Source organism: Paenibacillus thalictri (genome assembly GCF_004307995.1).
Lineage (GTDB): Bacteria > Bacillota > Bacilli > Paenibacillales > NBRC-103111 > Paenibacillus_AF > Paenibacillus_AF thalictri.
The window spans coordinates 15,355-27,741 of sequence record NZ_SIRE01000027.1; the positions used below are offsets into that span (position 1 = coordinate 15,355).

14 protein-coding genes are annotated in these 12,387 nt (G+C 50.4%); 4 read left to right on the top strand and 10 right to left on the bottom strand.

The genetic code is table 11. The annotated features are described in order from the left end of the window. Positions 1–5 precede the first annotated feature (5 nt). Complete coding sequence (locus tag EYB31_RS30835; protein WP_131017345.1) at positions 6–968, bottom strand: ABC transporter permease; 963 nt, start codon at positions 966–968, stop codon at positions 6–8. A gap of 206 nt (positions 969–1,174) precedes the next feature. On the opposite strand from EYB31_RS30835, the gene EYB31_RS41325 reads away from it, so the two are divergent. Next, positions 1,175–1,297: a hypothetical protein gene (locus EYB31_RS41325; protein ID WP_276322106.1), complete on the top strand. Its 123-nt coding sequence runs from the start codon at positions 1,175–1,177 to the stop codon at positions 1,295–1,297. A gap of 338 nt (positions 1,298–1,635) precedes the next feature. Here EYB31_RS41325 and EYB31_RS30840 read toward each other — a convergent pair whose 3' ends face one another. After that, on the bottom strand, positions 1,636–2,379 hold the full coding sequence (locus EYB31_RS30840; protein WP_131017346.1) for an IclR family transcriptional regulator: 744 nt from the start codon (positions 2,377–2,379) through the stop codon (positions 1,636–1,638). 311 nt (positions 2,380–2,690) lie between these two features. Here EYB31_RS30840 and EYB31_RS30845 point away from each other — a divergent pair, with 311 nt between their 5' ends. Next, on the top strand, positions 2,691–3,707 hold the full coding sequence (locus EYB31_RS30845) for an alpha/beta hydrolase (protein ID WP_131017347.1): 1,017 nt from the start codon (positions 2,691–2,693) through the stop codon (positions 3,705–3,707). Positions 3,708–3,838: 131 nt separating this feature from the next. On the opposite strand, the gene folE is transcribed toward EYB31_RS30845, so the two are convergent. The 7 genes from folE to EYB31_RS30880 all read right to left on the bottom strand — a co-directional run bounded on the left by folE (position 3,839) and on the right by EYB31_RS30880 (position 8,879). Beyond that, positions 3,839–4,429, bottom strand: a complete 591-nt coding sequence (gene folE, locus EYB31_RS30850; protein ID WP_131017348.1) for a GTP cyclohydrolase I FolE — start codon at positions 4,427–4,429, stop codon at positions 3,839–3,841. A 59-nt stretch (positions 4,430–4,488) separates the two neighbouring features. Beyond that, positions 4,489–4,701 carry a YneF family protein gene (locus tag EYB31_RS30855; protein WP_131017349.1) on the bottom strand — a complete coding sequence of 71 codons (213 nt, stop codon included), beginning with the start codon at positions 4,699–4,701 and terminating at the stop codon, positions 4,489–4,491. Positions 4,702–4,782: 81 nt separating this feature from the next. Beyond that, positions 4,783–5,814 (bottom strand): HD-GYP domain-containing protein, encoded by a 1,032-nt coding sequence (locus EYB31_RS30860; protein WP_131017350.1) that lies wholly within the window; start codon positions 5,812–5,814, stop codon positions 4,783–4,785. Between the two features lie 114 nt (positions 5,815–5,928). After that, positions 5,929–7,077 (bottom strand): tRNA epoxyqueuosine(34) reductase QueG, encoded by a 1,149-nt coding sequence (gene queG, locus EYB31_RS30865; RefSeq protein WP_131017427.1) that lies wholly within the window; start codon positions 7,075–7,077, stop codon positions 5,929–5,931. 70 nt (positions 7,078–7,147) lie between these two features. Then, positions 7,148–7,735: a signal peptidase I gene (lepB, locus tag EYB31_RS30870; protein ID WP_131017351.1), complete on the bottom strand. Its 588-nt coding sequence runs from the start codon at positions 7,733–7,735 to the stop codon at positions 7,148–7,150. A 9-nt stretch (positions 7,736–7,744) separates the two neighbouring features. Continuing rightward, positions 7,745–8,296, bottom strand: a complete 552-nt coding sequence (locus tag EYB31_RS30875; protein WP_131017352.1) for a DUF402 domain-containing protein — start codon at positions 8,294–8,296, stop codon at positions 7,745–7,747. 160 nt (positions 8,297–8,456) lie between these two features. Next, a complete protein-coding gene (locus EYB31_RS30880; protein WP_131017353.1) occupies positions 8,457–8,879 on the bottom strand; it encodes a GNAT family N-acetyltransferase in 423 nt (140 codons plus the stop codon). 562 nt (positions 8,880–9,441) lie between these two features. Here EYB31_RS30880 and EYB31_RS30885 point away from each other — a divergent pair. Further along, positions 9,442–10,053 carry a superoxide dismutase gene (locus EYB31_RS30885; RefSeq protein WP_131017354.1) on the top strand — a complete coding sequence of 204 codons (612 nt, stop codon included), beginning with the start codon at positions 9,442–9,444 and terminating at the stop codon, positions 10,051–10,053. Positions 10,054–10,315: 262 nt separating this feature from the next. Then, a complete protein-coding gene (locus EYB31_RS30890; protein ID WP_131017428.1) occupies positions 10,316–11,002 on the top strand; it encodes a Crp/Fnr family transcriptional regulator in 687 nt (228 codons plus the stop codon). A 133-nt stretch (positions 11,003–11,135) separates the two neighbouring features. Here EYB31_RS30890 and mutY read toward each other — a convergent pair whose 3' ends face one another. Continuing rightward, positions 11,136–12,317: an A/G-specific adenine glycosylase gene (mutY, locus tag EYB31_RS30895; RefSeq protein ID WP_131017355.1), complete on the bottom strand. Its 1,182-nt coding sequence runs from the start codon at positions 12,315–12,317 to the stop codon at positions 11,136–11,138. Positions 12,318–12,387 lie beyond the last annotated feature (70 nt).

Below are 12,387 nucleotides of genomic sequence, written 5' to 3' on the forward strand. Positions count from 1 at the left end.
CCTCCTCAATAGATGCCTTCTTCTCCGAATTTTTTGGCCAGCCAGTTGGACCCGAGCACAAGGATGAGCCCCACTACCGACTTAAACATCCCTACCGCGGCGCTATAGCTGTACTGGGCTTGCGTCAAACCTTTCAAATAAACGTAGGTGTCGAATACTTCTCCGACTTCCCGGTTCATGGAGTTCAGCATCAGAAAGATGTGCTCGAATCCCGTGTCCAAAAAGCTGCCCAACCGCAAGATGAACAAGATGACGATTGTGCTGCGGATGGCCGGCAGCGTAATATGCCACAGCTGGCGCCAGCGCCCTGCCCCATCCATACGAGCCGCTTCGTACAGTTGAAGATCCACTCCGGATAATGCCGCCAGGAATATGATCGTCCCCCAGCCTGCTTCTTTCCAGATCGATTGGCTGATAATCATCGGTCTGAACCATTCTTCGCTCAGCAGAAACGGAATTTTGTCCATCCCGGCCCGTGCAATCAATTCGTTGACAATCCCGCCTTCGGTCGTAAACAACACGTAGAAAATGCCTACAGCCACTACCCACGAAACAAAGTGGGGCAAATACAAAATCGTCTGGGCGAAGCGTTTGAATACGCTATTGCGCACTTCATTAAGCATAAGCGCCAATACGATAGGAAGCGGGAAAAAAAACACGATATTGTATACCGCCAAAACGATGGTGTTGCGGAACAACATCCAGAACTGCGGTTCCGTAAAAAACCTTTCAAAATGTTTTAGCCCAACCCAAGGGCTGCCCGCAAAACCGAGATAAGGCTTGTAGTCTTGAAAAGCCATTGCTAAACCTAACATGGGGACATATTTAAAAATGATGAAGTATAAAACTCCCGGCAATAAAATCAGATACAACCACCGGTCTCTGACCATATCTTTTAAAAATAACGATCGTTTCAATAAACCGGAGCTTTGACTTATGTGTAACCTAACTTCGTGTTGTCTGTTCATCGGTGCCCTCCTTCTGGATTCATCGATTGCTTATCGGATTCATCCATATCATAAGTACCGTATGTACGACTGACAATAGTACTGATCGAACCAATTGCTCCAAGCCTTGAATTCCAAGCTCCAGCGCGGGTATGATCATTCTTTTCACGGCATCGTACTTTCTTAACCAGCCGTAATTTCGCAGGAATCAACCGGAGAATAGGACCTTGAAGCAGAAGTTTGCCGGCGGCGATAACCTTGCGGGACCCCAAGAACAGATAGAACACTTTCTTTCGGGAGATGCCGATGAGATGGATCAAAAAAAGACCGCCGGAGTTCCGACAGCCTAAGCAATGGTTCTTATTTCCAGTTTCCCTTTCTTTTTATACCCGCATGCCATCCTTCCCGTTGGACAACACTATGAATCGGGCTGAAAACGATAGACAGCAGCACGTTGCAGGAAAGCAAAAAAGCCCCGCAGCAGATTGCGGGGACGCCACATAATTCGCACATGCAGCGGCGGCCTCGCAGATTGCGAGGCGCTGCCATGCGCGCCGGTGCGATACAGTGCAAGGCCCTTAGCTGCCGCAGAGGGCCTTGCACTGCCTGCTGCGCAGCAAGGGCCCGGCGCCGGCCTGCCGCGGCCTTGCTGGCGATGCGATGGTGAAGCAAGACCCGTTCCCGGGTCTTACTTCACCATCGTGCCCATGCGCCGCGCTGCTTCCATCAGCAGCGGCGCATGCTCTTTCATCATGTCCGGCGTCAAACGGTTCGCCGGACCCGAAACCGCCAGCGCCGCCACCAGGCGGTGCGCGTGGTTCAAGATCGGCGCGGAGAACGCCGCCGCGCCCGGTTCGCGCTCCTCGACGCTCGTCGCTAGACCGAGCGTCCGCGCTTCCGCGAGCTGCGCGACAAACGCCGCGCGGTCAAGCCCTTGCGGCCAGCTGCTGTCGGCGAGCAGCTGCTGCTGCACTTCGTCGCCGGCGAAGGCGACGAGAATTTTGCTCGACGCGCCGACATACAGCGGCAGTCTCGCACCGATGGGGGCGACGCGCCGGATCGCCTGATTGCTCTGCACGGCTTGCACGCGGACCCGCTCCATGCCGTCGCGGACGTACAAGCTGACCGTCTCGCCGATCTGATCGCGCAGCCGTTCCATTTCCGGCAGCAAAATCAGCGCTGGGTCGTCGCTTTGCGTCAAGTTTGCGGACAACTCCCATACCCGAAAGCCAAGCTTGTATTTCTCGGAAGCCGGGTCGCGCAATATAAACCCTTTAACCTCCAGCGAAGCAAGAAGCCGGTGCACTGTGCTCTTATGAAGCCCGACACGCTGCGATATTTCAGTCAAACTTAAATCCGACGAATCGGTAAAGCAAAGCAATATATCCAATGCGCGTTCTACTGCGCGTACTGTTAGTTTGGAATCGTCCATACCCTTCTACCTGCCTTTGCTTTGGAAGCATTTTATAACGTAAATAGTTTCACTAAATGAAACCGAGTTACATACAGTATACCTTATGCGTGATCGGCGGTAAAGATATAGAGTGAAATATTACGCCCGTATTACAGGGAGCTTACAATTTAATGTGTCCCATTGACGCAGCTTTAGCGTATATTTTACTATATAAATATATATTAATCAGAAATATCAGACAATTTAAGGAATTTTAAGGCAATTTCACTGTCCCGATTAGCGGCAGCTTGAAGTGAACATCCAACCAGCATACGAAGGAGGTACTTTTGATGGATAACACTTCAATCACATCCGTTTCGCTTTCTCCCACTGCAGCGGAAACCGTCAAGCAGCCCGTTGTCGGCAAAAGACGCTGGCTGGCGATTACATCCGTTTCCGCCCTGCTGCTGCTCACAAGTCTCGTATTGGCTTTCCATGCCTACATAGCCTGGACACTGGCCAATCCGCATATCGATGCGTTGAAGTCCAACCCTCTTAAGGCATTTGGCGCCGCTTACGAAGATATCCATTTTCCAAGCCATAACGGAAAAACCGAACTGAGCGGCTGGTATATTCCCGGCACCGGCTCCAAAAGCGTTGTATTTTCTCATGGCTACGGAGGCAACCGCGAAGAAATATGGGTGCCTATCTACTCTTTGGCCGGCGAGCTGCACAAACGCGGTTATAATGTGCTGATGTTTGATTATGGGTACGTCAATCCGAATCAGATGGTAACCGGCGGCGTGCAGGAGTCTCAAGAGCTGCTAGGCGCGATCGATTATGTGCGGGGCCGCAACGCCAGCCAAGTATATGTGTGGGGTTTTTCAATGGGTGCGGGTACTGCATTGCAAGCCGCATTACAAACGAAAAGCATTGACGGAATGATTCTCGACAGCACGTTTTTGCTTGATCCCGAAACGTTGTACCACAATATGAAGCAATATGTGAATTTGCCAAAATACCCGTCGCTGCCGTTAGTCAAGCTGTTCTTCCCGCTTGTTAATGGAGTGAATTTACAGCAAATCCCGTCGGAAACCGTGAAGGAAACGAAATATTCGATACCGATTTTCTTTATTCACGGGAAAGAAGATACGAAAGCGCCTTATGAAATTGTAGAGAACATCTTCGCCAACCAGAAGCAAAATTTGCTGACCCGCTTATGGCTGCTGCCTACCGGCGAACATGAATGGATTTATCAAGCGAACAAAAAGAGCTATATGACCCGTACCATGAACTTTTTGGATGAGCTTTCATCCGTAAAGCCAAGCTTCAAATTAACGCCTTCGACCAGCGATGCCAGCATTTAATTCATTTACCGCATGACAAAAATGCCTCTGCCCAGTTAGCTGCTTGTCCGCCCTCTCCGTGTCCTTTTCTTAAGACCGGCTTGAGCTCACAGCTTACTTCAGCAGAGGCATCTTTTTTCCTTGCCCTCTGATTACCCTTTAATCAACGAGAGAAACTCCGACCTGGCCGCAGAGTCAGTCCGGAACAATCCGCGCACGGCGGAAGTGACCGTCTTACTCCCCGGTTTTTTGACTCCGCGGGCGCACATGCACAAGTGCTCCCCTTCGACGACAACCATGCAGCCATGGGGTTTCAGCACTTCATCCATAATGTTCGCGATCTCCGAAGTGATGCGCTCCTGCACTTGCAGGCGGCGCGTTACGGCTTCGACAAGCCGGGCAAACTTGCTGAGGCCGGCAATTTTACCGCTCGGTATATAACCGACGTGGATTTTTCCGAAGAACGGAGCCATATGGTGCTCACATTGGCTGTAATAAACAATATCTTTAATAATGACAAGCTCTTCATGCTGCTCATCAAAAGTTACCCCGAGGATCTCCCGAGGATCGGCTTCGTAACCGGAGAAGATTTCCTCATACATTCTCGTCACGCGGGCCGGCGTTTCCAGCAAGCCTTCCCGGTCTACGTCCTCGCCGATCAGGCGCAATATTTCTTTGACGTGGTGCTCGATCTGCGCCCTGTTCTCGACTACGCGGTTATTATTATATTCTTTAGCTGGCATCGTTGCTTCCTCCTTCTCGGATAAAAAAAGAACAGGCCGTCTGCAACGGCCCTTGCCTATTATTTAAATTTTTGCTTTTTCATCATTTGCTGCGCTTTATTGAGCTGCTGCTTGTTTAAATTATAGCCCATTTTTTTGGCCATTTCGGCCAGCATATCGGGATTGCTTTGCATTCTTTCAAGCTGCTTGCGCAAATAAAACACACCTGCGAAAAAACCGCCGACCGCGCCGACAATCAGCGTTACAATCGGAATAACCCAATTTGTCCACATATCCTCACTCACTCCATCTATCACTTGTATATGCAACACATCATAGCATGCCAACTGGCTGAAAACAAATCAATTAGGCCATTACAAAAGCACGGTATCGATAAAAACAGTATTATGTTTAGCCAGGTCAATTTCCTTTACATCCAACTCGTGATCCGTACCCTGCTTGACCACACGTACGATCGGCCGTCCAGGCAATCCGCGGTGCTGACCCACAACTACGCCCGTTTCCCGCGTGGACAGCCGCACGGAAGCTCCGGTCGGATACACCGACACCGAACGCAAGAACTGGATGACCACTTCCCGGTCCAGCTTGGTTCCGGCAAGCGCCATCAGCCGCTCGCATGCTACATGCGGCAAAATGCGCCGGCCTTCGGACAAATCGTGAAGCATATTGTCATACAGATTTGCGACTGCCGCAATGCGGGCATACAGATGAATCTGATCCCCGGGAACCCGGCGGGGTATCCCTTGCCCATCCATCGTTTCATGGTGCTGAAAAGCCACATGGGCAATCAGCAGGCTGAGCTCGCGCTTGTGTTTGAGCAGCTCAAAACCTCTCCAGGTATGGTGCTTTTTGGGATCGTCCGATTCGTCATCGGTAGTCAGCTCCACTTTGCCGATGTCATGCAGCAGCGCTCCAATCGCAAGCTCCTTGAGCTGGCTGGTCGGCAATCCCAGATTGATGCCAATCAGCGTCGACATCATACACACGTTGACAGCATGCACATACGATTCATTATCTTTGGTCCGAATGTCTGACAGTTGAACCAGCACTTCTTTATTTTTCATCACATCGTCAAGCAAGCTGTCGATGCTGCCGCTGAGCGCCTTAGAGTTGATTTCTTTGCCGGAACGAATCGAATCGAAGGTGTCGCCCATTTGCTTCATGACGGCCCGTTTCGTTTCTTCGGATACGACTTCTACGATCTCGACATCCTCGAAATTGGGATCCTTGATATAAATCATCGTAACCCCAATGCGACGCATCGTATTAATCATATAAACCGTCAGCTGCACCCCTTCGGATAATAAGACGGCGCCATTGCTGGAAAAAATCGTCCTGCCAAGCAGTTGGCCGGGCTCTACGCTGTCAATGTGAGTATATCTCATCGTTCTCACCCCTAAGAGTTTTGCAAAGCAAAACTTGCATCGTAAGCATTAACTTTAGAGTTTTGCGAAGCAAAACTTACTTAAGCATTTGCTTTGAGTTCCCGCAACACAGAATCACTTATTTAGCACTTCTTCCCGCATGTTCACTGCCTTGCGCAGCTCAGTCCTAACCGCTTCGTCCGGTTCCGTGTCCAGGGCTCTCGCAACGGCCTGAGCCGCTTCCTCACCGCCGATGCGTCCCAGCGCCCACGCGACCGTTCCACGAATTTCAGGCCGGGGATCTTCCTTAAGAAGCTGGGATAACACAGGCACCGCCGACTCGTCCCGAAAATTGCCAAGTGCCAATATCGCATTGCGCTGGATCGGCTTCTTGCCCCGCCAAGCCGCGGCGCTGCGCCCAAACTTTTCTTTGAATTCGCGGTTGGTCAGAGTGAGCAGCGGAATTAACAGCGGCTTCACCTTTTCCGGGTCCGGCTGCAATTCCGGATGATGATCCCAGCTTTTCCCTTTGTTGATCGGGCAAACGATCTGGCACGTATCGCAGCCGTATAACCGGTTCCCGATTTTACGCTTCATCTCGTCGTCTTCGATCATGCCTTTGGTCTGGGTCAAAAAGGAGACGCACTTCTGCGCGTTTAACTGCCCCGGTCCGACCAGCGCTCCGGTCGGACATGCGTCGATGCACGCTGTACATTCTCCGCAGCTTTGCGTTACCGGCGTGTCCGGCGGAAATGGAATATTCGTAATCATCTCCCCGAGGTAAATCCAAGATCCCCACTCGGGCGTAATGACAGCGCAATTTTTACCGCTCCAGCCGATACCCGAACGTTCCGCAACGGCACGATCGGACAACACTCCCGTGTCAACCATACTCAGCATCCGCGCATCGGGCACACGTTCCCGTATGAACGACTCCAGCTTGGCAAGCCGGTCCCTCAGCACTACATGGTAATCCTCTCCCCATGCCGAACGGGCGATGATGCCGCGATAAGCGCCTTTCTCCGAACGGGGCGGGTTTTGAAGCTTGGACGGGTAAGCAATCGCAATCGATACAATCGATCGCGGTTCTTCGAAGCTCAGCTCTGGATACACTCTTCGATCGATATCCGGCTCCTCGAATCCCGATTCGTACCCTTTTTCACGATGAGCCAAAAGTATATCTTTTAATGATAGAAACGGATCGGCGGACGTAAATCCGATCTTATCGATGCCAAGCGCTGCCGCATGGTTCTTGATGTCGTCTTTCAACTGCTTATAGTCCATAGCGGATGGCCAAGCCTCTGCAAAATTCAAGGGAAGTCACCTCAGTTCATTTCCCTCTAGTATATCCATATTATAACACCTTGAACTTGTTAAACGGCCATAAAATACATTCTGCGCGCCCTTCGATTTGCCCGGCCGATACCGCCCCGAAGCTGCGGCTGTCATAACTTGCACTGCGGTGCCGGTTATCTCCCATGACAAAATAAGAATCCTCATCTACGGTATAAGGGATAAATCTGCCGTCTTCGACGGGGCCATCGGTGTATGATTCCGTCAAAGGCTCGTCGTTAACAAACAATTGATTTTGGCGCACTTCTACCGTATCGCCGGGAAGTCCCACGACCCTTTTCACCAGATAAGGGTGAGACAGTTGAGCGGGGTCGGTGCTTCTGATGATGACGATATCGCCACGCCGGGGAGAACCGATAAAACGAAGCGTTTTGTTGATGAACAACAATTCCCCTTCATATAAGGTGGGCTGCATCGACGAACCTGCTACGGACGATAGGTGAAACCCGAATTGATGAACCAGTACAACAAGCAGGAGCGCCGCCACGATGGCTTTGAACCACTCCCATATTTCCGCGGTCAACTGCTGGCTGTCCAACGGCTCCAAGCCGCATGAAGCACTGCGATCCTTGCCAAGGCGGTTAAACATTCCGTCTCATCAAGCCTCCGTGCCGCCATCCTTCCACAGGCGGTAGTATTGAAACACCAGATCGTCTTGAAACGGCGCTGCCTTGCGTTCAATTCTTTGCAGCAGATCGGCCAGTCCCGCTTTGACTTTGGCATCGACAATGGAAGAATAATGGTAGCCCAGTTTGTGCCGCTCATACTCTTCCTGGTCGACAACAGATACATGTCCGTTCGACTGTCGAATGACGTCGAGATCATAATCGATATAGGTGATAACCTTACCGTTAACATATGGCGGAGACGCCACATTACAATAATATCTTACTCCGTTCTCTTCAAGCAGCGCAACCACATTAAACCATTGTTTTGGAATAAAAAAAGAGACGCCCGGAATCCGGCTTACCCATTCTTTGCCGTCCGCCTCCACAATTTTCGTCTGGCTATTGATAAGCACCTTCATGGATTCCGCCCGGTGGGTTTCATCAAGGGCATTTTCGGGAACCAGCCAATTTTCCAGCCACATACGGTGAAGATGACCGTCATGCTTGAAGCTTTTGATAATATAAGATGTAAACAGTGACATGGACCTCAAGCCTTTCCTTACCGGTCTTAATACATATATTATTAATAGAAAAGCATATCTTAGCCCCGATTGCAATGGTTCAAAGATATGCTTATAGGAATTGTTCAAATGATATGAATGAGGCTTATCTCTACGAACTCCAAAGTTCTCAGTAACCGAATTATCCGTTCACGATGCTAAGTTGATGTGTTGTCCGGGTAAAATGCTCCGCACGGTAGCCGACCGATTCATAAACAGGTAAGACCATCTCGTTATGCGTATCCACCGAAATCAATATTTTCCGAACCTTGCGCTGAGTGAAACGCGTCTTCATCGCTTCGATCATGGCTTTGCCGATCCCTTTGCGCTGAAACTCGCCTTCCACAGCAATACGGTAGTAGTATCCGTTGTTGTTGTCAATCGTACCAATAATCACACCTGCAACACGTTCCTGCTCCACTGCCACAAGCACCAACTCGCTGTCCCACGACAGCTGCTTGGCGAAGGCGCTCATCGTCTCCTCATAACACTCTTCGGACAGCACGTTTTCTAAAAGCTGGGTAATTGAACTGTAATCAGACAATTGAAACGAACGAACTAGCATACTTGTCTCTCCCCGCCTCTGGTTTAGAATCGGTAGGAATAAGCCCTCGGCACTATCTTCCGATTCCCTTTAAAAATAGCTTTTCCACCCTCAGCCTCATTACCGAACATGACGGATCCGGTTACTAAAGGCCGAATCTTTTTCTATCTTTAGTATTAAAATACGACAAAAATCGAACAATTCCTGCTAAATTTCATAAAAAAGTGTGATTTACTTAACAAATATTTAATTTATCTCCTGAAAGCGCTTATTTTGAAGCGTTTACATTTTTTCGTTGTGCCTTATGCATACTTTTGCTTCCTCTAATAGAAAATATATGGCGGAGGTAAAGGCAGACTATCGAACTAACGCCGGGACGTATTTTACCGACGGTCCATAAATAGCCTGCCCACACCTTTGTCGACTGTACACGACATGAAGTGGGTCAATCGGTCCACATTCGGTACAGAGCAGCATCCGTTATCGACCTAAATACTTAATATACATAAATGTTGATTTATTATGGAATATAGGCGATAATGAGTAAGGATCATTACATAAATTTAGGGAGGTATTTTCCGCTATGGCACATCAATTACCAGCTCTGCCTTACGCAGCAAACGCGCTCGAACCACACATCGACGAAACGACGATGAACATCCACCACGGACGTCATCACAATACTTACGTAACGAACCTGAACGCCGCGCTTGAGAAATACCCTGATCTGCAAAGCAAATCCGTTGAAGATTTGATCAGCGATCTGAATGCAGTGCCTGAAGATATTCGCACAGCCGTTCGCAACAACGGCGGCGGACATGCCAACCACTCCCTCTTCTGGGAAGTAATCGGACCTAATGCAGGCGGCGCTCCAACAGGTGCAATCGCCGATGCCATCAACAGCGCATTCGGCAGCTTCGACAAATTCAAGGAAGATTTCGCTAAAGCGGCTACTACCCGTTTCGGCAGCGGCTGGGCTTGGCTCGCAGTGGGCAAAGACGGCGCGCTTAAAGTGTACAGCTTGCCAAACCAAGACAGCCCGATCATGGAAGGCGACACGCCGGTTCTGGGCCTTGACGTATGGGAGCATGCTTACTACCTCAACTATCAAAACAAACGTCCTGATTACATCGCCGCTTTCTGGAACATTGTCAATTGGGATGAAGTAAATAAACGTTTGGCAGCGGCTAAGTAATTCACTTGCCTGCATGAAAGAAGCCTTGTATCCCGCCAAAGGATACAAGGCTTCTTTTTCATGCCTGCGACAAATTGTAGTATTTTTCACAAAAATGCAATACAAAATCGGACATGAACATTGTATTATAAGGTTAAGGTGATTTCTTCCAGCCCATAATTCCACATGAACCACGTAATATTCAACGCAAGTGCATCGCTTTCCTTCTATTCGAGAGCGGAGCCTTAAGAAAACGTTGCAAAGAAAGAGATGAGCTTAATTGATGCATAAAATCATTCCCCTGCTGCAAAATGTACCTTTATTTCAAGACTTTTCGCCTGAGGAGCTTGAGTTTTTCGCTCCTTTGTTTACGGAACGCAAGTTTAAAAAGGGCAGCATTTTATTTTTCGAAGGTGATACCGGTGACGAAATGTTCTTGATTCAATCGGGTGTCGTGAAAATATACCGGATCGACAATGCCAAGGAAATCATTCTTGCCCTCTTTCGCGACGGCGACTATTTCGGGGAAATGGCGCTGATTCAGAAAGGCCTCACCCGTTCGGCTACAGCGGAGACGCTTGAGCCAAGCATCATCTATACGCTAGCGCGGTCGCAGCTGTTCGAGTTCATTGAACGCAGTCCCAAGTTGTGTATGAAGCTGCTGGAGGATACGATGCAGCGGTTGCGGCGCGCCAACGAGCAAATTTACGATTTGACGTTCCTTGACGTACGTTCCCGCACGATGAAAACCATTCTGCGGCTGACGGAAGAACATGGGATAAAGAAACCCGGAGGTACGATGATCGACGTCAAGCTGACCCACCAGCAGCTCGCCAACCTGATCGGCACAGTGCGTGAATCGGTAACGAAGGTGCTGCAGGAGCTGCAAGAAGACAAAGTAATCACGATTGATAAGAAGTTTATTATGGTTAAGGATATGGAAGGCCTTAAATCGAGAGTACAACTGTAAATCGAAGGCCTCTTGTTAAAGTTATCCCCTCGATGAGCCATTATGCAGCCTGTTGGGCATGAGCCCGGTATGTTCCGGACCCATGCCTTTTCATTTGGGCTGGATGATTTGGGGACGATGCTTCTGGGCTTCATTAGCGGGTATCGCGATACTGTTTCATAATGCGCAAGAATACGTTAGGGAACGCATACTGCGGCAGCTCGTCCGGAGCAAGCCAGCGGTAATGATAAGGCGTCAGCTGCGGAAGCTGCTCTTTGCCGCTCCACCCGGATTTGATCCGGCAGCGGTACACCTGCATCTCCCAGTGGATGTGGCTGAACGTATGCTCGGCATCCATCAGCCGCTCTTGCGGCTCAATAGCGATGCCTTCCTCCGCCAAATGCGCTTCAAGCCGTTCGAGGGCTGCGTTCGGAGCAAGCACAATGCGCTCACCAAGGATGGCGCTTCCTTCCATGTTGTGCACATCTTCGCCGGTGTGCACAGGCGGCAGCTTGTCCACCTCCACATGCGGCAGCTCCCACATGCGGGCGAGCAGACCTTCTTGCGGACGCTGGCGGATGAGGATGCGGCCGGCCAACTCGCCGGTGCCTTCGATCAGCGCAACAAGGCGCTTCTCGGGGCGGGGCGGCTTCGCTTTCTTCTTCACGGGCAGCGTTTCCTCGCGTCCCTCTTCCCGTCCAGCGCAGCCTTCCCGGACCGGACAGGTCAGGCAGTAGGGCGAGCGCGGCGTACATACCGTTGCTCCCAGCTCCATCAACGCTTGGTTGAAATCCCCTGCCGCACCTTCCGGAATAAGCTCCTTCGCAAGTTTTTCCATCAAGGTGCGGGTACTGATTTTCATGATATCTTCTTCGATGATAAAATACCGCGACAGCACACGCATCACGTTGCCGTCAACCGCCGGCTCCGGCTTGTTGTAGGCGATGCTCAGAATCGCCCCCGACGTATAAGGGCCGACGCCTTTTAACGAAGAGATGTCCGTTTTCTCGCTGGGCACGACACCATCGTAACGCTCGTGAACTTCTTTCACTGCCGCTTGCAGATTGCGGGCGCGGGAATAGTAGCCAAGCCCTTCCCACAACTTCAACACATCTTCCTCCGGCGCCAACGCAAGCGCCTCAACCGTAGGGAACCTGCCGATAAACCGTTCGAAATACGGGATGACCGTATCCACACGCGTCTGCTGCAGCATGATTTCCGATACCCAGATGTAGTAAGGGTTCCTGCTCCTCCGCCAAGGCAGGTCGCGATGGTGACGGCGGTACCACGCCAGCAGCTCAGTTGAAAAATATGTTTTTCGTTCGTCGATGTTCATGGAGAACTCCTTCTCTTTTCAGTCGCATTCACTGTATAATAGAGCCATTCATTGAATTACTCTTTTGGAG